The sequence below is a fragment of the Pleomorphomonas sp. T1.2MG-36 genome (assembly GCF_950100655.1).
Lineage (GTDB): Bacteria > Pseudomonadota > Alphaproteobacteria > Rhizobiales > Pleomorphomonadaceae > Pleomorphomonas.
This window is the reverse complement of sequence record NZ_CATNLY010000005.1, coordinates 16,875-38,280: the sequence shown is the minus strand read 5'-3', so window position 1 is coordinate 38,280 and position 21,406 is coordinate 16,875. Positions and strand designations below refer to the sequence as shown.

The window sequence follows — 21,406 nt, the reverse complement described above, 5'->3', positions numbered from 1 at the left end:
GGGCCGGCGAGATCGGTGGTGAAGGTCAGCCGGCCAGACTTGACGTTGGCAGCGACCAGGGCGTCGAGACCGGGCTCGTAGATCGGGATCTCGCCGCGCTCCAGCGCCTCGATCTTCTCCACCGCCTTGTCCATGCAGACGACGTCATGGCCGAAATCGGCAAAGCACGTTCCCGATACAAGACCAACGTAGCCAGATCCTATCATCACGATCTTCACGGCAAGCTCTCCTGAAACGGCGCGTCGTCTGGCCTTCAGTCCGGCGCCGAAATGGCTCTGTCTCAACTCGACTTCGGCGCCGTCATTTCATGGCGGACCGTCATTGTCGAGTGGCTTTGCGATAATGCCGTTGTCTCAAGGCATACCTGACCAAACGCTGATGGCCGGCACGGATCGAAAGCTGTAGACAACCTTCATGGCAAGACGGTCCTGGCACAAGAGCGCAGATACGCGCACGGAAATTCTCGATGAGGCTGAACGCCAACTGCAGGCGGTTGGCTATGCCGACATGACGATCGGTTCGATTGCCAAGGCGCTTGGCATGTCGCCCGCCAACGTCTTCAAGAACTTCGGCAACAAGGCCGGCCTGATCGACGCAGTGGCGCTTCGCTGGGTGATGGAAATCGATGCCGCCATCGACACCACCGCCGACATTCCGTCGGCGTCGCGCAGACTCCGGGCGATGGCGCATCTGATCCTCAAGACGCATTTGGCCCGTGGTGAGACCCCGGCACGTCTCGCCATCATGATTGGGTTTGGTTCCACTCCGCCGCCGAGTGCGCTCGCTTTCTTCCATCGCTTGCTGCACCGGCTGGAGAGGTTGATCGAGGAAGGCATTTCTGCCGGCGAGTTCGCGCCCTGTGATGGCCCCGTCACCGCCGCCGCCGTATGCGATTGTCTCATTACCATTCTCGACCCTGCCGCCGTGTTGCGCGGCCGCAGCATTTTCACGGTCGAGGAGATGACGGGAAAGTGTGATCACCTGATCGATTTCGTGATCCGAGGGCTCGGCCATCGCGCTTGAAAAGTGACAATCCGCCGAATATGGTACTTTTCGCCGGTTCGCTACAGCCGGCGGGCGAAGTCGGGCGCTTTGGTTTGTTCACATTGTCGTTCTGGCTTTGCTCGCGGATTGACTTTGAGTTCTGTCGAACGTCTTCTCCGATTCCGCATGCAATCACGGCTTTTGGTCGCCGTTGCCGGTTGGCCGGATTTCTCCGGTTTCGTACGACGGGCGGATGATCGTTTGGTCGTCTCTTGGTTGTGGTATAACCGTTCGGGGCGCATATCCCGTCGGATGTTTCGTCTTGTGGGGTGGGGGCGTTTATGACACCGGCTCGGCTTGTCTCTCTTTTTCTGTCGGTGACCATGCTCGCCGGCTGCGCGGTTGGTCCTGATTTCGAGCGGCCCAAGCTAGATCCCGAGGCGGGGTATCTGGGATCTGGTGATGCCACTGCTGGCCGTACCACCGGTACGAGCCTTGCCTATGGTGCCGACGTGCCCGCCCGTTGGTGGGAACTCTTCCGCAACAAGGATCTCGACGCCCTCATGAAGCAGGCGATCGAGAACAATCCCGATCTCGACGCGGCCCGTGCGACCCTGAAGCAGGCCAACGAGACGGCGCTGGCCGCGGGCGGCAGTTTGTTCCCCAGCCTGTCGCTATCGGGCAATGCAACGCGCGCCGATTCAACCGGCTCGACCAACGTCGGCATCTACACGCTCTACAGCGCCGCGCCCTCCCTGTCCTATCCCCTCGATATCTTCGGGGGGACTCGCCGGTCCGTGGAAGCGGCGCAGGCGGCGGCCGAGGCGCAAGGCTTCACTGCCGAGGCGACCTATCTGACGGTGACGTCCAGTCTGGCCAGAGCCGTCATTCAGGAGGCGTCCTATCGGGAGCAGATCGCGGCTTCGCAGGAAGTGATCGCGTCTTACAAGGAACTGCTCGGCGTTCTCAACAATCAGGTCAGCATCGGTACGGCTGCGCGGGCCAACGTCCTGCAGCAGCAGGCGGCACTGGCCCAAGCCCAGGCGTCCCTGCCGGCCCTGCAGAAGGCCTTGGCGCTGCAGCAGAACACCATCGCCGCGCTGATCGGCGATTTTCCGAATCAGTATGCGTCGCGCAAGTTCCGCATCGCCGGCCTGGGACTCCCGCATGCGCTGCCGCTCAGCGTGCCGTCGGCGCTTGTCGAGCAGCGACCCGACATAAGGGCGGCGGAAGCGCAGTTGCACCGCGCCTCGGCCGGAATCGGAGTTGCGACCGCCGCCATGCTGCCGCAGCTGACACTCTCGGCCTCACTGCCGACGTCCGCCGCCGAGCTTGGCGACCTGTTTGCCTCCGCGACGACCGGCTGGAGCATCGCCGCCGGCGTTGCACAGCCGATTTTCCGAGGCGGTACGCTGATCCACAACAAGCGGGCCGCAGAGGCGGGCTATGAAGCGGCCCTTGCCAATTACCGTTCCTCGGTGCTCGCCGCGTTCCGGGATGTGGCCAACGCGTTGCGCGCGCTTCAGCACGATCGGCAGGCCCTGGCCGGCTATCTCGCCGCCGAGAAGGCGGCTAAGGAAAGCCTCGATCTGTCGCAGACACTGTTCAAGGCCGGTACCGCATCCTACACCGACGTGCTGACGGCGCAGTCCACCTATCAATCGGCGCGGCTTGCCCGTGCTTCGGCCGAGGCTTCACGTTACCTCGACGCGGTGGCGCTGTTCGAGGCGCTGGGTGGCGGCTGGTGGAACCGGCCGGACAATTTCGTCGCCCTCGCCAATACCGATCCTCAAAAGACAATGCCTTCCGTATCCGGAGAGAAGAAGTGACGAACCTCAAGAAGCTGGCCGGGGGCGCGTTGCTGCTCGGCCTTGCGTTGCCGCTGGTCTCCGGCTGCGAGCAGGTGGGCGCCGTGCTGCATAAGGCCGGCGACATGCTGGGTGCCAAGAGTGGCGGCGCGCCGGCCGGTGCGCCCGGCGGAATGCCGCCGGGAATGCAGATGCCGACCCCGGAGGTCGGGTTCATCGTCGTCCATCCCGCCTCGGCGCCGATCGTCGAGGAAGTAGCCGGTCGAACGGCAGCGTCGGCGGTGGCGGAGATTCGGCCGCAGGTCGGTGGCATCATCGAAAAGCGCGTGTTCGAGGAAGGCTCGCGGGTGAATGCCGGCGACGTGCTCTATCGGATCGATGCCCGTTCGTATCAGGCGACGCTCGATGCCGCCAAGGCAGACCTCGAACGCGCTGAGGCGAGTGTGCCGAGCGCCCAGGCCAAGTTCGATCGCTACCAGGAGCTTGCCAACGTCAACGGTGTGTCCAAGCAGGACATAGATGAGGCCCGCTCTGCGCTCTTGCAGGCCAAGGCCGCCACTGCGGCTGCCGCCTCGGCCGTTCGCACCGCCGAGATCAATCTCGGCTATACCGAAGTGAAGGCGCCGATCTCCGGACTGATCGGTCGCTCATCCGTGACCGAAGGCGCCCTCGTCACGGCGGGGCAGGCCACCGCGCTTGCCACCATCCGCCAGATCGACCCGATTTACGTCGACCTCAGCGCTTCGAGCACCAGCATGAGCCACATGCGGCAGGCGATCGAACGCGAGGGGGTGTCGGCGGGCAAGGAAGGCCCCAAGGTCACGATCAAGCTCGACGACAATTCGACCTACGAAAAAATCGGTCGGATCATCTCGACCGAAGCCAATGTCGACGAGACCACCGACACCGTGACGCTCCGGTCAAGCTTCGCCAACCCGAAGCTGGAGCTCCTGCCGGGCATGTACGTGCGCGCGGCGGTCGAGATCGGTACCGAGGAGAACATCTATCTGCTGCCGCAGCGTGCCGTGAGTCGCAACGTGACGGGACAGGCGACCGCCTATTTCCTGACTCCCGACAACAAGGTGGAAGCCCGGATGCTGACGGCCGACCGCCCCCATGGCTTCAACTGGGTGGTGGAGACGGGCATATCGGATGGTGATCGGCTGATCGTCGAGGGCGTGCAGAAGATCCGTCCCGGCATGGAGGTCAAGTTCGCCGAGGTCCAGCTCGGTGCCGACGGTCTCGTCAAGCCGGCGGCTCCCGCGGCCGCGCCGGCCAAGGCACCCTGATTATTCAATAAAGAGGCCGGTTGGCGGCCAAGGCCGCCTTCGGCTCGACCCGTAGCACACTTGGTGCGCCAATCGATTTCGCTTCCGGATTCGCCAGAACCGGCGGACCGACCTCGTCGAGGCAAGACATGGCCCAGTTTTTCATCAATCGTCCCGTCTTCGCCTGGGTGATCGCCATCACCATCATGCTGGCGGGGCTTCTTGCCATATCGACGCTGTCGATCTCGCAATATCCGGAAATCGCCCCACCAACGGTGCGCATCTCCGCCACCTATCCCGGTGCCAGCGCCGAGACCGTCGAAAATGCGGTGACCAAGGTCATCGAGCAGAACATGAACGGTCTCGACAACCTCACCTACATGGAATCGTCGTCGACATCCGACGGTTCGGCTTCGATCACCTTGACGTTCTCCAACAATGCCGACGGCGACATTGCGCAGATGCAGGTGCAGAACAAGCTGCAGCTCGTTGAATCGCAGTTGCCCGACGCGGTGATCGATCAGGGTCTCAGGGTCACCAAGTCGACCAGTTCCTTCCTGATGGCGGTCGGTCTGGTGTCGACCGACAGCAAGCTCACCGGCACCGATCTATCCGACGTCGTTTCCACGCGCCTCGAGGACCAGTTGCGCCGCGTCGAGGGTGTCGGCGACCTGATGACCTTCGGCGGTGGCTACGCCATGCGCCTCTGGCTCGATCCGGACAAGCTGAACAAGTTCACGCTGACGCCGAGTGACGTGAGCGCTGCCGTTCGTGCGCAGAACACTCAGGTCTCAGCCGGACAGCTCGGTGGCCGGCCTGCCGCGTCAGGGGTGCAGCTCAGCGCGACGATTACCGCGCAGAGTCAGCTGCAGACGCCCGAGCAGTTCCGCAACATCATCCTGAAGACGCAGAAAGATGGCTCCATCGTCCGCCTGGGGGATGTGGCCCGCGTGGAGATCGGCTCGTCGAGCTATGCCGCCGATGCCTTCTACAATGGCAAGCCGGCGGCCGGTTTCGGCGTCAACCTGCAAAGCGGCGCCAACGCGCTTCGCACCGCGGAGAATGTGCGTACCACCCTTGAGCGGCTGAAGCCGTCGCTGCCGCAGAATGTCGAGTATGTCTACGCCTACGACACCACCCCGTTCGTGCAGCTGTCGATCGACAAGGTGGTCGAGACGCTGATCGAGGCGGTCGTGCTTGTCTTCCTGGTGATGTACCTGTTCCTCCAGAACCTCAGGGCGACTTTGATCCCGGTCATCGCAGTTCCGGTGGTGCTGCTCGGTACCTTCGGCGTTCTGGCGGTGATGGGCTATTCCATCAATACGCTGACCATGTTCGCCATGGTCCTGGCCATCGGCCTGTTGGTCGACGACGCCATCGTCGTGGTCGAGAACGTCGAACGCATCATGACCGAGGAGAAGTTGCATCCGAAGGCCGCGACGCAGAAGTCGATGCGCGAGATCACCAGCGCGCTGGTCGGCATCGCACTGGTACTGTCGGCCGTGTTCGTGCCGATGGCCTTCATGGGTGGGTCGACCGGCATCATCTACCGGCAGTTTTCGGTCACCATCGTGTCGGCCATGCTTCTGTCGGTCATCGTCGCCCTGGTTTTGACGCCGGCACTTTGCGCCACGATGCTGAAGCCGACACATGGCGTCCATCGCGGGTTCTTCGGCTGGTTCAATCGTCGTTTCGACGATTCGTCCTCGCTTTTCCAGCGGACGGTTCGTGGAATCATTGGCCGCCCCATTCGCATGGTCGTGGTTTTCCTGGCGCTGGTCGGCGGTGCCGCGTTCATGTTCGACAAGCTGCCGAGTTCGTTCATTCCGCAAGAAGATCAGGGCGTCCTTCTCGCCATGATCCAGTTGCCCACCGGTGCCACCATGGAACGCACCAAGCAGGTGACTGACCAGATGACCGACTACTTCCTGAAGAACGAGCCGGATGCGGTTGAAAGCGTCATGGGGATCACCGGCTTTTCCTTCGCCGGTTCGGGCCAGAACGCCGGTCTCGCCTTCATTCGCCTCAAGGATTTTGCGCAGCGGACCGATCCCAGGCTGTCGGCGCAGGCCGTCGTCGGTCGTGCCATGGGGGCCCTGTCGCAAATCAAGGACGCCATGATCTTCACGTTGCTGCCGCCAGCCATGCCAGGTCTCGGTATTTCGGGCGGCTTCGACATGTATCTGCAGGATAACGCCGGCAACGGTCGCGCTGCCCTCGAAGCGGTCCGCGACCAGATCCTGATGCAGGCGAACCAGAACCCCAAGCTGATGGCAGTGCGCGAAAACTCGCAAGCCAACCAGATGCAGCTGCACGTCAACATTAACCAGGAGAAGGCGACGGCGCTCGGCATCAGCCTTGCCGACATCAATTCGATCATCACCACGGCCTGGGCCGGTTCCTACGTGAACGACTTCATCGACCGTGGCGAGATCAAGCCCGTCTATCTCCAGGGCGATGCGCAGTTCCGCATGACGCCCAACGACTTCAATCGCTGGTACGCTCGCAACGGCTCCGGCGAGATGGTGCCGTTTTCCTCCTTCGTTGATACCAGCTGGTCCTATGGGCCGCCCAAGCTGTCCCGCTTCAACGGCGTGTCGGCGATAAACATCCAGGGCTCATCCGGCTTTGGCACGTCGTCCGGCGAGGCGATGAATCAGATGGAGACGCTGGTTTCCAATCAAGGAGGCGGATACACCACCGGCTGGATTGGCCTTTCCTATCAGGAACGTCTGTCCGGCGCCCAGGCCAACATGCTCTACGCCGTGTCCTTCCTGGTGGTGTTCCTGTGCCTTGCGGCCCTTTACGAGAGCTGGACCATTCCGTTCGCGGTGATGCTGTCGGTGCCGATCTCGGTTCTCGGTACACTGCTCGCCGGGTATTTCTTCGGGCAGTCCAACGACGTCTATCTCAAGGTCGGTCTGCTGACGACGATTGGTCTCGCCGCCAAGAACTCCATCCTGATCGTCGAGTTCGCTCGTGACTTGCAGCGGCAGGGCGAGGGTCTGGTCGAGGCGGCCCTGCACGCCGCCCGCATTCGTCTCCGCCCGATCATCATGACGTCGCTCGCCTTCATTCTCGGCGTCACCCCGCTGGCCATCGCAACGGGCGCCGGCTCGGCCGCGCAGAACGCCATCGGTATCGGCGTGATGGGCGGCATGATTGCCTCCGTCACTGTTGGATTGTTCTTCGTGCCACTGCTGTTCTACGTCGTCATGCGGGCGAGCGAGCGTCTCGGCTGGAACAACCGTCCACCCGAGGATGAGGCTGCGGCCGAGATCTGAGGTAGCCTGAAGCGACGAGTTGAAAGCCCCGGCATTGTCCGGGGTTTTCTTTTGGGATGTCGGAGATCGCAACCGACCGATGCATCGGAACGCGCCGGGTTGCTACAAAATCGATGCACGTCGCCGGAAAAGGGCGTGCTGCTGACGACGATATTTGTGTGATAATTGACCAAGGCCCGGATCGCTTCGGTTTGCATGCCGGGCTGGCTTTCTATGAATGAAGCTGGAGGAGCTCCATGGAATATCGCAAGCTCGGCCCGAGCGGCACCATCGTGTCGGTGCACTGCCTCGGCGCCATGACGTTTGGCGCGGAAGCGGACGAAGCGACCTCGTTCGGCCTGCTCGACGACTTTTTCGCGGCCGGCGGCAATTTCGTCGACACGGCGGACGTCTACTCGGCCGGTGTTTCAGAGGAGATTGTCGGCCGTTGGCTCAAGGCGCGGCCGACCGAGGCCCGGCAAGCGGTGGTCGCCACCAAGGGGCGCTTTCCGATGGGCGCGGGGCCGAACGACGTCGGTCTCTCGCGTCGTCATCTGGGCGACGCCCTCGACGCTTCGCTTCGGAGACTCGGTGTCGAGCGCGTCGATCTTTACCAGATGCATGCTTGGGACGCTCTGACCCCGATCGAAGAGACACTGCGCTTCCTCGACGACGCGGTCGGCTCGGGAAAGATCGCCTACTATGGTTTCTCCAACTATGTCGGCTGGCATATTGCCAAAGCCTCCGAGATCGCCAAGGCAAGGGGCTACAGCCGGCCCGTGACGCTGCAGCCGCAATACAGCCTGCTAGTCCGCGACATCGAGTTGGAAATCGTCGATGCCTGTCTCGACGCCGGCATGGGGCTGCTGCCATGGTCGCCGCTGGGTGGTGGTTGGCTGTCGGGCAAGTACAAGCGCGACCAAGCGCCGTCGGGCGCCACGCGTCTCGGCGAAAATCCCAATCGGGGTATGGAGGCCTACGGCCCGCGCAACGCCGAAGACCGCACCTGGGCCATCATCGGGGCTGTCGAGGAAACTGCCAAGAGCCATGGCGTATCCATGGCGCAGGTCGCTTTGGCTTGGCTGGCGGCACGGCCGGCCGTCACGTCGGTCATTCTCGGAGCTCGTACGCCGGTGCAACTGGCCGACAATCTTCGTGCGGCCGACCTGCGGCTTGCCGAGGACGCGATGGAGCGCCTCACCGCCGTCAGTGCGCCAATGCCGCCCGACTATCCTTACGGCATTCAGGGGGTCGCCCAACGCCATCGCAAGCTTGCCGGCGGCCGCTGAAAGACTGGGGGATTGGGCGGGTGTTGCCCGCCCTGTCCCTTTGGCTTCACTCTACCCGTTGGATTGGTCGGCTCTGGGCGAAACCGAGGGCGAGGATCAGCAGCATCATCAGGACGATGGCCGGAATCTGCAGGCTGAAATCGACCAGCGAGTGGACGCCACCGGCGAGCACGACGGCTGCCGCCGCGGCCGGAATCGTCCAGTTTTCGCGACGGACCGCGGCGACGGCGGTGGTCCCGGCGAGGAGGAGAACGGACAACACGACGGCGATCGTGGCGGGTATGCCGAGTTCGGCCGCCAGTTCCAGATAGAGATTGTGGGCGGCGTCGAATGTCACATCCGGGCTGATCGGATCGGATTTGACCGCCCGGAACGCATCTTCGTACGTGCCGCCGCCGTAACCGCTCATCGGACGCGCCGCGATCAGGTCGAGCGTCTGCTCGTAGACGGCCAAGCGGACGTCGGCGTCTCGGTCAACCGTGGCCATGCGTTCGAACAGGATGCCGCTGGTGTTGGCAAGCACGGCACCGGTGATGAGGCCGACGATGATCATTAGGCCCGCGAGAATACGACGCGCGCCGGATGACCTGAAGACGGCGACCAAGGCGACGACACCCGCGCCGAGCGCGGCGACGAACATGCCCATGCGCGAGTGCGAGAAGGCAAGTGCCAGGCAGATCAAGGCAAGTGGTGCCACGTTGAAGCCGAGCTGCACCAGAATGCGACTGAGCCGCGAACGCGCCACGTCGTCCTCGTCAACGCCGAAGATCAGCGCCACACCCATGATGGCGCCGAAGGCGGCGAAAGTCGCGAAGCTGTTGCGATTGATGAACGTCCCCGTCGCATCGCCGATATAGGCATCCTTGGGCAAGAACAGCAGAACGTCGCCAAAGAAGGTCAACGAGGCCAGTGCGATGAGGGCATGAACGGCGATGCCGAGATAGACCACGCGAAACAGCGTTTTCGCCCGCTTCTTTTCTACGGCCACCTGCAACGCCAGCACGAAAAACAACCCGTAGGTCAGATAGCGCACCAGCATGTCGAATGTTGCACCCGGACCGATGGTGATCCGTCCGGCGAGGTCGGCCAAAGGCGATAGCGCGCCCCACTCCGGAGCGTCGGCAAGTCCGAGTGGCAGCAGGGTTATCAACATCCAGAAGATCACGAGGCCGAACAGGATGACGGGCACGGCAAAGACGGACAGCGGCAAACGCGGGCGGACGTGGCCCCGATAGAGGCCGACGGCGTAGAACAGGCCCAGCACGGCAACCACGGCCGCATAGAGCATGAAAAAGAAGGCCCGTGTGCCGCCCATGGGCAGAGGTGCCAGAAGCGCCGTCACCACCAAGGCCCACCCGAGATAGTCGTGGCCTTTCGACCTGCGGGACATACTGCTCCGGTGCACCCTGTGCTGACGACTGGCCACGTTCGGCGATCCTCCTTGATGGTGGCGGCACTCTAGCGATTTCGCCAATCGGGAGCTAGAGGATCGACCCTGAAAGTTGCAGCCTTGCCGACGGCAAGCACTCGTTCCGGCCCAACGGTTTGGGCCGTTCGCCAGTTCCTTTTGCCGGACATGCCGGCGGTGAGGGGCCGTTACCCCTCCCTGAGTGCGCCAGCGGCCTTCAAAGCCGCCGAGGCACGGTTCTCGACGCCAAGCTTCGCATAGATCTGTTCGAGGTGTTTGTTGACGGTGCGGGGGGACAGACCGAGAATCTCACCGATGTCCTTGTTGGTCTTGCCGCGACCAATCCAGAGCAGCACTTCCGCCTCCCTTGCCGTAAGGCTGAAGCAGGACTTCAGGACATCGGCTTCACCTGTCGCGCTGCGGGCGAGCCGATAGAGACGCTCGCCGGGGCCGGCGCTGCCCAACGGGGCCAGAAGCATGGGCGGGGCGCCTGGTATCACCAACTCCAACTGGCCGCCCTCATTCGCGGCGGCCGCTTCGATGGCACCGGCAATGCCCAGGTCGTCGATGAGACGACCCGCCTGGGGCGTCGCCCAGACGATGCGGCCATCGGTGTCCAGAGCCACGAGGTGCCGACCCGCCGCATCCAGGGCCGTCTGCGCCGATAGGCTGGCGCGGGCGTTGGCGAGATGAACGCGGATGCGCGCCCTGAGCTCGTCGAGGTCGATCGGCTTGGTCAGGTAATCGACGCCGCCGGCGGCAAGGCCACGAACGATGTGTTCGGTTTCCGTCAGACCGGTCATGAAGATCACCGGCACATGAGCGAGCGCCGGCATGGTCTTCAGGGATCGGCAGGCCTCGAATCCGTCCATTTCCGGCATCATCGCGTCCATCAGCACCACGTCCGGCGTGATACGGCCTGCGATGGCCAGCGCCTGGCGGCCGGACGTGGCGACCAGCACGATGACGCCTTCGGCCTCCATGGCCTCCGTCAGAAAGCCGAGCGTCTCGGGGCTGTCGTCGACAACGAGCACGGTGTCGCGGGTCTGGGTCATGACGATGTCATTGTCTCGAGAGTGGCGGAGAAACGGACGAGATCGAAGGCGGCAAGGTGGTCGCTGAGCGTTGCAATGGCTGCCGGGTCGACGTCCGTTTCGGCGAGCGAGGCGAGCTTGCCCTCCAGGCCGCGAACGTAACCGATGGCAGCGAGCGATTTGAGTTCGGCAAGATCGGCAGCGGAAACCACCGCCGTCGATCTGGCGGACGTCGGGGCTGGCGGCGGCTCGTCCACATCCGCTTCGATGAAGCTTGTGCCGAGGTGGCGGCCGAGCCGATCGAGCAGATCGGCGAGTGAGAAGGGCTTTGCGAGCAGGTCGTCATGACCGAGATCGCTGGCCGGCATGGCTCCATCGCCAATGTTGGCCGAGAGCATGACGATTGGGGTTCGGATGCCATCCGCTCGGAGCCGGCCGACGAGGTCCCAGCCGTTCATGCCGGGCATGCGGATGTCGACGAAGAGAATGTCCGGGCGGGCCGTTTCCATGAGCGTGATGCAATCCTCTCCGCCGGCTGCCGTCAGCACCGTGAACCCGAGGGGGGCGAGCATCTCAACCATCATGTCGCGGTGCTCGGCATTGTCGTCGACGACCAATATGGTGCGACGCGGGCCGACATATCCGGTCACCGGCCGGTCGCCGTCGATGGCAGCCGCGCCGACCACGGCGCCCAGCATCAGACGAACGCGGAACACGGTGCCCGCGCCGGGCGTCGAGGTGACGGAGATGTCGCCGCCCATGGTCTCGACCAGCAGGCGGGTTATGGTGAGGCCGAGCCCGAGCCCCGGCACGTTGGCGGATGCGGCATGGCGGCCGCGTTCGAAGGGTTCGAAGATCCGCCCCTGATCCTCTTCGGGAATGCCGACGCCGGTATCCGCGACGGTGAAGCGCGCCACCTGGTTTCGGTAGTCGACCGTGAGCGTCACGGTACCGCCCGGGGTGAACTTGATGGCGTTGGAGAGGAGATTGACCAGCACCTGGCGCAGGCGTTTTTCGTCCGTGCGCACCACGGCGGGAAGATCGACGGCCCGGCTGGCGTGGAACGCGAGCCCCTTGGCCTCCGCCTGCAAACCGAACATGCCCTCGACCTGGTCGAGAAGATCGTGGATTCGAACGTCGGTCAGGCGGATGCGAAAGCGGCCCGCCTCAATGCGGGAAATGTCGAGAAGACCGTCGATCAGGCCGGAGAGGTGTTCAGCCGAACGCCTGATCACGCCGACGGCGTTGCGCCGTCCCGCGGCAATGGCCGGATCGCGCTCCAAAATCTGGGCGTAACCCAGCACCGCGTTGAGCGGAGTGCGCAACTCATGGCTCAGGCCGATGACGTAGCGGCTTTTGGCATCGCTCGCGGCTTCGGCCTTCTCCTTGGCTTTTTGCAGTTCGGCGTCGGTCCGTTTATGCGCGGCGATCTCCTGGAACAGCGCCTGCGTCTGACGGGCGCTCTCCTCCTCCGCCACGCCGCGCGAATCACGGGCCAGCACGAAGAACCAGACGACGATGCCGATCACCACCGAGAAGACGAAGAACACCACAGCGAGCGTTCGTCCGATGAGGGCTGCCTCGGAGGGATGATCGATGGCGGCCTGACGATAGACGAACCACATGATGAGGCCGGACAGGGCGACCCATAGGGAGAGCTCGATGAGGTAGCGGCCAAGGCGCGTGTTGGCGATGGCGACGACGGATGGCGGCAGCAGTCTTTCGAAGATCGAGCGGGCCTGGGCACCGAGCCGCGCCTTGGGTTTGCAGCGATCGTGGCAGCGAGCGTCGAGCGAACAGCAAAGCGAGCAGATCGGTGCCTGATAGGCCGGGCAGTAGGACATGTCCTCCGCCTCGAATTCGTGCTGGCAGACCGAGCAGGTCAGCCCCGTCGCCAGCATGTAGGTTCGACGCGGCTTGCGGGCGAGATAGAATCGCCCTTCGGTGAGCCAGGCGATCAGCGGAGCCGCGATGAAGGCTGCGACGAGTGCCACGAAGGGCGCAAAGGCTTCGGCTACCGGGCCGGCAATCCCGATATGGGCGACAAGCCCCAGCAAGGTGGCCGATGCCATTGCCCCGACACCCACCGGATTGACGTCCCAGAGATGCGCGCGTTTGAACTCGATGCCGGGGGGACTGAGGCCAAGTGGCTTGTTGATGAGGAGATCGGCGGAAATGGTCGATAGCCAAGCGACGGCGACGATGGCGAACACGGCCAGGGTCCGTTCGAGCGCCTGATAGATGCCGATTTCCATCAGCAGCAGTGCGATCGAGACGTTGAACACCAGCCAGACGACGCGGCCGGGATGGCTGTGGGTGAGGCGTGAGAAGAAGTTGGACCAGGCGAGCGATCCCGCATAGGCGTTCATCACGTTGATCTTGAGTTGCGACACCACCACGAAGACGGCGGTCAGCAGATAGAGCCAGGTGCTTTCCGGCAGCACGTAGCCGAAAGCGACGGCATACATGCGCGCCGGCTCGGCGGCATGCTCGATGGAAACGCCGCTTGAGAGCGCAAGCACGGCGAGGAAGGACCCGGCGATCATCTTGGGCACGCCGAGCACCACCCAACCCGCCCCTGCGAGAAATACCGCCAGACGCCGCCGTCGGCCGGACCCCGGTAAACGGGCCGGCAGGAAGCGGAGAAAGTCGACCTGCTCGCCGATCTGGGCGGTCAGCGCCAGGATCACGGCACTCGCCGCGCCGAAGGCGACGAGCTGGAAGCCGCCACCGGCCATGCCGTCCCGCCCCGGGAAGCTCGTCCAGTCGGAAAAGCTGGTGCCGTCGGAGACGGCGATGAAAGCGAAGGGCAGAATGTTGAGCACGATCCAGATCGGCTGCGTCAGGATCTGGAAGCGGCTGATCCAGGCGATACCGTGGGTGACCAGCGGGATCACCAGAAGCGTCGAGACGATGTAGCCGGCCCAGAGAGGCAGGCCGAGGGCCATCTCCAGCGCCGTCGACATGATCGAGGCCTCGATGGCGAACAGGATGAAGGTGAAGCTCGCGTAGATCAGCGAGGTGACCGTCGAGCCGATGTAGCCGAAACCGGCGCCACGGGTCAGCAGGTCGATGTCGACACCATGGCGGGCTGCGGTGCGGGCGATCGGCCAGCCGACGGCCAGCATGGCGAGGCTTGCGGCCATGATGGCGGCCACGGCGTTGACCGTGCCGTAGGAGAGTGTGATGGCACCGCCGATCGCCTCCAGCGCCAGAAAGGAGATGGCGCCGATGGCCGTTTGCGCCACGCGTTGTTGCGACCAGCGCCGAGCCGATTTGGCGGTAAAGCGAAGCGCGTAGTCCTCCAGGGTCTCGTCGGCGACCCAACGGTTGTACTGGCGCCGTATCGGAATGATGCGCTGCCGCGCCGCCATGCCCCGCCCCTCTCTTGCACGCCCCCATTTACGGCAGACTGCCCGCTTTTCCGGCAGACGGATCGGCGCGGCCTTGATCATGTCGACCGTCCGCCGGCCTTTGAGGCGGCGGCGGTCTTCCTCGCCCGCAGTGTGCAGGGTTCGTGCCGGTTCGGCGGCGGGCTTACGTCAATCGACGTATAGGGTGTCCGGCCGGCTTGGCCGAAAGTCGAAGCGAGGACCAGACGGGGCAAGGGGCCTCGGCCTCCAGACAAAAAACGGGGAACCACAGATGTCGCAGATCTTCGATCGGCGTCGCATGACGCTTGCTGCCGTTCTCGGCGCGCTTCTCGCTTCCACGGTGGCCGGCCATTCCGCCGAAGACACCATCAAGGTCGGCGTGCTGCACTCGCTGTCGGGCACCATGGCCATTTCCGAGACGACCCTGAAGGACACGGTCCTCTATCTCATCGACGAGCAGAACAAGAAGGGTGGCGTGCTCGGCAAGAAACTTGAGGCGGTGGTGGTCGATCCGGCCTCCAACTGGCCGCTGTTCGCCGAAAAGGCCCGCGAGCTGATCTCGCAGGACAAGGTCTCGGTGGTGTTCGGCTGCTGGACCTCGGTCAGCCGAAAGTCGGTGCTGCCGGTGTTCAAGGAGCTCAACTCGATCCTGTTCTATCCCGTCCAGTACGAGGGCGAGGAATCGGAGCGCAACGTCTTCTACACCGGTGCCGCCCCCAACCAGCAAGCCATCCCAGCCGTCGACTACCTGATGAACGAGGAAGGCGTGCAGCGCTGGGTGCTGGCCGGCACCGACTACGTCTACCCGCGCACCACCAACAAGATCCTCGAGGCCTATCTCAAGGCCAAGGGCGTGGCCGCCGACGACATCATGATCAACTACACGCCGTTCGGTCACTCCGACTGGCAGTCGATCGTCGCCGACATCAAGAAGTTCGGATCGGCCGGCAAGAAGACAGCCGTTGTCTCGACCATCAACGGCGATGCCAATGTGCCCTTCTACAAGGAGCTCGGCAACCAAGGCATCAAGGCCGAGGACATTCCTGTGGTCGCCTTCTCGGTCGGCGAGGAAGAGCTGGCCGGCATCGATACCAAGCCGCTGGTCGGTCACCTCGCGGCGTGGAACTATTTCCAGTCGATCGACAGTGAAGCCAACGCCACCTTCATCGACGGCTGGCACAAGTTCATCAAGAACGACAAGCGCACCACCAACGATCCCATGGAAGCCACCTATATCGGCTTCAACGCCTGGGTGAAGGCGGTGGAAGCGGCCGGCACCACCGAGGTCGATCCGGTGATCGACACGCTGGTCGGCACCACCGTGCCCAACCTGTCGGGCGGCTATGCCACCATCATGCCGAACCATCACATCACCAAGCCGGTGCTGATCGGCGAGATTCAGGACGATGGCCAGTTCGACATCGTCTCGGAGACGGCGCCGGTGGTCGGCGACGAATGGTCGGACTACCTCGAAGGCTCCAAGGACCTGATCTCCGATTGGCGCAAGCCGCTGTCCTGCGGCAACTTCAACGTCGCCACGGGCAAGTGCGGCGGGAATTCCTGACCTCCGCGCACCCTCCGTCCGGGGCTGCCCCTGGCCCCGGACGGGCACCCGACGACCTCAAGCGCCCGTTGGTCGCTCGAGCGGATCGAAACGGACCTGCCATGACCCTCTTACGCCTCCTCGCCATTCTGGCCGTGCTGGTCCTTGGGCTTCAGCCGGCGCTTGCCGATCGCATCGCCGACGCCGATTTGCTGCCTCGCGTCGTCGCTCTCGGAGCCGGCGGCTTCGATGCGGCCGAAAAGGCCATCGCCGACCTTGCCGCGACGGCTGACGACCGGGTTCCGGCCATCCTAGATCGCCTCGGCGAAGGCGAGTTGATGGTGCGCAAGGCCGATGGCGCCGTGTTCTTCGCCGACAAGGCGGGCAAGGACTTTCGCCTCACCGATCCGGTGACCGGCGCCGACGCCGGGCTGGCTCCGAAGGCCACCGTCGAGAAGGTCAAGGTCAACAACCGCATCCGCCGCGCCATCGCCTCGGCGGTGGGTGCGCTGACCTTGATGAGTCCGGATCCGTCGGTGCGCCGGGCGGCGGCCGAAGCGGTGATGAAGTCGGCCGATGCTTCGGTCATCCCCGTGCTCGACAGGGCGATCGGCCAGGAGACGGTGGACGATATCCGCGCAGCCATGCTGGCGGCCAGGGCCACGGCACTGCTCGCGTCCGATGCGCCGGAGACCGACAAGGTGGCCTCCATCGCTGCCATCGCCGATCTCGGCAGTCGCGATGCTCTCGGTTTCCTATCCGGCTACACGTCGGCCGACGGCGCTGTGGGCGACGCCGCCCGCAAGGCCGTGGCGGCGATCGAGAGCCGATTGATGCTGTGGGATGCCGGTCAGAACCTCTGGTACGGCCTGTCGCTCGGGTCTGTGCTGCTGCTTGCCGCTATCGGGCTTGCCATCACCTTCGGCGTGATGGGTGTCATCAACATGGCGCACGGCGAAATGGTGATGCTCGGCGCCTATGCGACCTTCACCGTGCAGGAGGCGATTCGCACCTACTGGCCGGGGCTGTTCGATTACTCGTTGCTGATTGCCCTGCCAGCCGCGTTTCTGACTGCGGCGCTTGCCGGCATCCTGATCGAGCGGTCGGTGATTCGCTGGCTTTATGGCAGACCGCTCGAGACGCTGCTTGCCACCTGGGGCGTTTCGCTGATCCTGCAACAGGCGGTGCGCTCGCTTTATGGCGCCAACAATCGTGAAGTCGGCAACCCCTCGTGGATGTCCGGCTCATTTGCCCTGGGCGATATCCAGGTCACCTGGACGCGGCTCTGGATCATCCTGTTCGCGCTCGCCGTGTTCCTGGCGCTGATCGCCGTGTTGAAGCGCACCCGGCTCGGCCTCGAAATGCGGGCCGTCACGCAGAACCGCCAGATGGCCGCCGCCGTGGGAATCCGCACTCCGCTAGTCGATGCGCTGACCTTCGGCCTCGGCTCAGGCATCGCCGGCCTTGCCGGTGTCGCCCTCAGCCAGATCGACAACGTGTCGCCCAACCTTGGGCGCGGCTACATCATCGACAGCTTCATGGTCGTGGTGTTCGGCGGCGTCGGCAATCTTTGGGGCACGCTCGTCGGCGCCATGACGCTCGGCGTCGCCAACAAGCTTCTGGAGCCCTACGCCGGTGCCGTGCTGGGCAAGATCATCCTGTTGCTGGTGATCATCCTGTTCATCCAGAAGCGGCCGCGTGGCTTGTTCGCCCTGAAGGGCAGGGCGGTGGAAACATGATCACGTCTTATCTCATGAACAGCCTCGATCGACGTGGGCGCATCGTCGTCATGTTGCTCGTTGCCCTGGCCGTGCTGATCCCGGCGGGCAACCTTCTGGTGCCCGAGGGCAACTCCTTTCATGTCTCCACCTATCAGCTCACGCTTTGCGGCAAGTACCTGACCTACGCGCTGCTGGCGTTGTCGGTCGACCTCGTCTGGGGCTATTGCGGCATCCTGTCGCTCGGTCACGGCGCCTTCTTCGCGCTTGGCGGTTACGCCATGGGCATGTATCTGATGCGGCAGGTCGGCTCGCGTGGGGTCTATGCCGATCCGGTGCTGCCGGACTTCATGGTCTTCCTCAACTGGAAGGAACTGCCCTGGTTTTGGCAGGGCTTCGACATGGCCTGGTACGCGTTCCTGATGGTGGCGCTGGTGCCGGGTGTCCTCGCCTTCCTGTTCGGCTGGCTGTCGTTCCGAAGCCGCGTCACCGGCGTCTATCTCTCCATCATCACCCAGGCGCTCACCTATGCGCTGCTGCTCGCCTTCTTCCGCAACGACATGGGCTTTGGCGGCAACAACGGCCTGACCGATTTCAAGGATATCCTCGGCTTCCCGATCCAGGCGCCCGGCACCCGCGCGGCACTGTTTTCCGCCTCGGCGCTGATGCTGGCGCTCGGCTTCGTCGTCGCGTCGGCCGTCGTCCGGTCCAAGCTCGGCAAGGTGCTGGTCGCCATCCGCGATGCCGAGAGCCGCACCCGCTTCATCGGTTACCGGGTCGAACACTACAAGCTGTTCGTCTGGACGCTATCCGCCGTGATGGCCGGCATCGCCGGGGCGCTCTATGTGCCGCAGGTCGGCATCATCAATCCCTCCGAGTTCGACCCGGCCGCCTCCATCGAGGCGGTGATCTGGGTCGCGGTCGGCGGCCGGGGGACGCTTGTCGGGCCATTGATCGGCGCCGTGGCGGTCAACTTCGGCAAGACCTGGTTCACCGGCGTTCTGCCTGAAGTCTGGCTCTACGCGCTCGGCGCGCTGTTCGTGGTGGTGACGCTGTTCCTGCCACGCGGCATCGTCGGTCTCTGGGACATGGTGATCGCCAGACGGCCCAAGCCGGCCAAGGAGACCGGCGGACCCATTCAGAATGCGGGAGAAGCGGCATGACCGACAAGGCGGAAGGCTCGCTCCTCTATCTCGATGACGTCTCGGTGTCCTTCGACGGCTTCAAGGCGATCAACCGCCTGTCGCTGGTGCTGGAGCCGGGAGAGATGCGGGCGATCATCGGCCCCAACGGCGCCGGCAAGACGACGATGATGGACATCATCACCGGCAAGACGCGGCCCGATACCGGCGACGTGCTGTTCGACGGTTCCGTCGATCTCACCCGCCTCGACGAGGCGGCCATCGCCAATCTCGGCATCGGCCGCAAGTTCCAGAAGCCGACGGTGTTCGAAAGCCATAGCGTCGAGGACAATATCGCCCTGGCTCTGAAGGGCCGGCGGGGTGCCCTCGCCGCGCTGTTCCACCGTCGGTCGACCGCCGAGCAGGACCGCATCGACGCCTTGCTCGCCACCATCCGCCTTTCCGACAAGCGCGACCTTCTGGCAACCCGCCTGTCGCACGGCCAGAAGCAGTGGCTCGAGATCGGCATGCTGCTCGCCCAGGAGCCACGCCTTCTCCTGGTCGACGAGCCGGCTGCCGGCATGACCGACGCGGAGACGGCGGAAACGGCGATCCTGCTCAAGGAAATCGCCAGGACGCAGTCGGTGGTGGTGGTCGAGCACGACATGACTTTCGTTCGCGCCCTGGGCGTCAAGGTGACCGTGCTGCATGAGGGCTCGGTTCTGGCCGAGGGATCGCTCGATGCCGTATCGGCCAATCCGAAGGTCATCGAGGTCTACCTCGGGCGGTGAGGGACTGAAAACATGCTGAATGTCGAAACCGTCGACCTCCACTACGGCGCCGCCCAGGCGCTCCGAAAGGTGTCGTTGTCCGCCACCGCCGGGCGCGTCACGGCAGTGCTCGGGCGCAATGGCGTCGGCAAGACCTCGCTGATGCGGGCGATTGCCGGCCTGCAGGCGATTTCCGGTGGCGCGATTCGTCTCGATGGCGACGATCTCAATGGCCTGTCGCCTTACGAGCGGGTGCGGCGCGGCGTTGCCATTGTGCCGCAGGGGCGCGAGATCTTCCCCCTCCTGACGGTGGAAGAAAACCTTCAGACCGGGTTTGCCACGCTGAAGCGCGCCGATCGCTACGTTCCGGATATGGTCTACGACCTGTTTCCGGTGCTGAAGGACATGCTGCGCCGGCGCGGCGGCGACCTCTCCGGCGGACAGCAGCAACAGCTCGCCATCGGCAGGGCGCTGGTGACGCGGCCGCGTCTTCTCGTTCTCGACGAACCGACCGAGGGCATCCAGCCTTCGATCATCAAGGACATCGGCCACGCCATTTCATTCCTGCGCCGTCAGGGCGACATGGCGATCGTGCTGGTCGAGCAGTACTTCGATTTCGCCAAGGATCTCGCCGACGATTTCGCGGTCATGGAACGCGGCGAAGTGGTGATGTCCGGCAATCGCGACAGCATGGACGAGGAGGCGGTGCGGGGCAGAATAGCGGTGTGATCGCCTCATCAAACCGATGCGGCCTTGAAAAGCTGCCCGGCACGTGCGATTTCCTGAACGGACATCCCGATGCAAGCGGAAGCCGGGGACGTTATGCGACTGACCAGCTATTCCAACTATTCGCTGCGCGTGCTGCTGGCCGCCGCCGCTCGTTCGCCCCGTCTGACCACGATCCGGGAAGTGGCGGAGGCCTTCGACCTGCCGCAGTCGCATCTCGTCAAGTGCGTCCATCAGCTCGGCACCTGGGGCTATCTCGAAACGGTGCGGGGCAACCGGGGCGGTTTCCGTCTCAAGCGGCCGGCGGAATCGGTGGTCATCGGCGAGGTGGTTCGCCGGACCGAGGACGGCCTGTCCGTGGTGGAATGTCTCGACCCCGAGACCAATACCTGTCCGCTGACCGACCGCTGTCGCATGAGCCAGGTGCTGCGCCGGGCGACCGACGCTTTTCTCGACGTCCTCGACCGGTTGACCCTCGCCGACGTGGCCGGCAATGAGGCGGACTTCAGGGCGTTGCTCGATGGCGGGGCGCCGGCGAGGCCGGTTCGGGCCGTCTCATGTGGCGAAGAGCCGCTGGTCGTCCGCGCCTGATCGCTCTCATGTCTCCGGAGTGACTCTCTCGCCGCCTAGGCCGTCTCGGACGCGTGCGGATGAGCGTGATCTATGAGGATGTCGGCAACCGAGATCGCCGCGAGCTCGTCCCGCATCGCCCGGTAGGCCTCGGTGCAGGCCGGGGCCAAAGCGCAGTTCCGGCAGGCGGTCGCGTCGGTTCGTCCGCAGATGCGCATGTCATCTTCCGGCTCGAAAAGGTCGATCACCGACAGCACCGAAATCTTCTCCGCGGGGCGGCCGAGGCGATAGCCGCCGCCTCGTCCACGGCGGCCAACCAGAAGGCCGGCACGGGCAAGCGCGTTGCAGGAACGGATGACGCGTGCTTCCGGCATGCCGAGCCGGCTGGCCATCTCCGGAAGCGTCACCGGTTCGCCGTCTCCGCAGATCATCAGAATTCGAAGGGCGCCGTGGGTCACAGCGTTGATTTTCATGGCGACCTTCCTCCAAAGGTATATTGACTGTATAGCTTTATATCGCTAGTTCTGTCC

Annotated in this window: 15 protein-coding genes and 1 pseudogene; 11 read left to right on the top strand and 5 right to left on the bottom strand. The window is 64.1% G+C overall.

Annotation, left to right across the window (positions count from 1 at the left end; all coding sequences use genetic code 11):
* Positions 1-218: pseudogene (locus QQZ18_RS06540) on the bottom strand (UDP-glucose 6-dehydrogenase); the annotation flags it as partial.
* 196 nt (positions 219-414) lie between these two features.
* On the opposite strand from QQZ18_RS06540, the gene QQZ18_RS06535 reads away from it, so the two are divergent.
* The 5 genes from QQZ18_RS06535 (at position 415) to QQZ18_RS06515 (ending at position 8,612) form a co-directional block, all read left to right on the top strand.
* The gene (locus QQZ18_RS06535) at positions 415-1,023 is read left to right on the top strand and encodes a TetR/AcrR family transcriptional regulator (RefSeq protein WP_284539323.1); all 609 of its coding nucleotides are present in this window, start codon (positions 415-417) and stop codon (positions 1,021-1,023) included.
* 302 nt (positions 1,024-1,325) lie between these two features.
* A complete protein-coding gene (locus QQZ18_RS06530; protein WP_284539316.1) occupies positions 1,326-2,813 on the top strand; it encodes an efflux transporter outer membrane subunit in 1,488 nt (495 codons plus the stop codon).
* Entirely contained in the window at positions 2,810-4,081 is a 1,272-nt protein-coding gene (locus tag QQZ18_RS06525) for an efflux RND transporter periplasmic adaptor subunit (RefSeq protein WP_284539308.1), read from the top strand. Before QQZ18_RS06530 ends, QQZ18_RS06525 begins: the two co-directional genes overlap by 4 nt.
* Before the next feature lie 128 nt (positions 4,082-4,209).
* Positions 4,210-7,344, top strand: a complete 3,135-nt coding sequence (locus QQZ18_RS06520; RefSeq protein ID WP_284539300.1) for an efflux RND transporter permease subunit — start codon at positions 4,210-4,212, stop codon at positions 7,342-7,344.
* 236 nt (positions 7,345-7,580) lie between these two features.
* The gene (locus QQZ18_RS06515) at positions 7,581-8,612 is read left to right on the top strand and encodes an aldo/keto reductase (protein ID WP_284539284.1); all 1,032 of its coding nucleotides are present in this window, start codon (positions 7,581-7,583) and stop codon (positions 8,610-8,612) included.
* A 46-nt stretch (positions 8,613-8,658) separates the two neighbouring features.
* Here the strand turns inward: QQZ18_RS06515 and QQZ18_RS06510 are convergent, their stop codons facing one another.
* From QQZ18_RS06510 to QQZ18_RS06500, 3 genes are all read right to left on the bottom strand, one after another.
* Positions 8,659-10,002 (bottom strand): O-antigen ligase family protein, encoded by a 1,344-nt coding sequence (locus tag QQZ18_RS06510; RefSeq protein ID WP_284539277.1) that lies wholly within the window; start codon positions 10,000-10,002, stop codon positions 8,659-8,661.
* Positions 10,003-10,208: 206 nt separating this feature from the next.
* Complete coding sequence (locus tag QQZ18_RS06505; protein WP_284539275.1) at positions 10,209-11,075, bottom strand: response regulator; 867 nt, start codon at positions 11,073-11,075, stop codon at positions 10,209-10,211.
* Complete coding sequence (locus QQZ18_RS06500) at positions 11,072-14,428, bottom strand: hybrid sensor histidine kinase/response regulator (RefSeq protein WP_284539325.1); 3,357 nt, start codon at positions 14,426-14,428, stop codon at positions 11,072-11,074. The genes QQZ18_RS06505 and QQZ18_RS06500 overlap by 4 nt, the downstream gene beginning before the upstream one ends.
* A gap of 298 nt (positions 14,429-14,726) precedes the next feature.
* Here QQZ18_RS06500 and urtA point away from each other — a divergent pair, with 298 nt between their 5' ends.
* The 6 genes from urtA to QQZ18_RS06470 all read left to right on the top strand — a co-directional run bounded on the left by urtA (position 14,727) and on the right by QQZ18_RS06470 (position 20,897).
* Positions 14,727-15,992 (top strand): urea ABC transporter substrate-binding protein, encoded by a 1,266-nt coding sequence (urtA, locus tag QQZ18_RS06495; protein WP_284539324.1) that lies wholly within the window; start codon positions 14,727-14,729, stop codon positions 15,990-15,992.
* A 101-nt stretch (positions 15,993-16,093) separates the two neighbouring features.
* Positions 16,094-17,710 (top strand): urea ABC transporter permease subunit UrtB, encoded by a 1,617-nt coding sequence (urtB, locus tag QQZ18_RS06490; RefSeq protein WP_284539273.1) that lies wholly within the window; start codon positions 16,094-16,096, stop codon positions 17,708-17,710.
* Positions 17,707-18,852 carry an urea ABC transporter permease subunit UrtC gene (gene urtC, locus QQZ18_RS06485; protein ID WP_284539271.1) on the top strand — a complete coding sequence of 382 codons (1,146 nt, stop codon included), beginning with the start codon at positions 17,707-17,709 and terminating at the stop codon, positions 18,850-18,852. Before urtB ends, urtC begins: the two co-directional genes overlap by 4 nt.
* Positions 18,849-19,601: an urea ABC transporter ATP-binding protein UrtD gene (urtD, locus tag QQZ18_RS06480; protein ID WP_284539269.1), complete on the top strand. Its 753-nt coding sequence runs from the start codon at positions 18,849-18,851 to the stop codon at positions 19,599-19,601. The genes urtC and urtD overlap by 4 nt, the downstream gene beginning before the upstream one ends.
* Positions 19,602-19,613: 12 nt before the next feature.
* Positions 19,614-20,309 carry an urea ABC transporter ATP-binding subunit UrtE gene (gene urtE / locus QQZ18_RS06475; protein WP_284539267.1) on the top strand — a complete coding sequence of 232 codons (696 nt, stop codon included), beginning with the start codon at positions 19,614-19,616 and terminating at the stop codon, positions 20,307-20,309.
* Between the two features lie 93 nt (positions 20,310-20,402).
* Positions 20,403-20,897: an Rrf2 family transcriptional regulator gene (locus QQZ18_RS06470; protein WP_284539265.1), complete on the top strand. Its 495-nt coding sequence runs from the start codon at positions 20,403-20,405 to the stop codon at positions 20,895-20,897.
* 35 nt (positions 20,898-20,932) lie between these two features.
* Here QQZ18_RS06470 and QQZ18_RS06465 read toward each other — a convergent pair whose 3' ends face one another.
* Entirely contained in the window at positions 20,933-21,349 is a 417-nt protein-coding gene (locus QQZ18_RS06465; RefSeq protein WP_284539263.1) for an Rrf2 family transcriptional regulator, read from the bottom strand.
* Between the last annotated feature and the right edge of the window lie 57 nt (positions 21,350-21,406).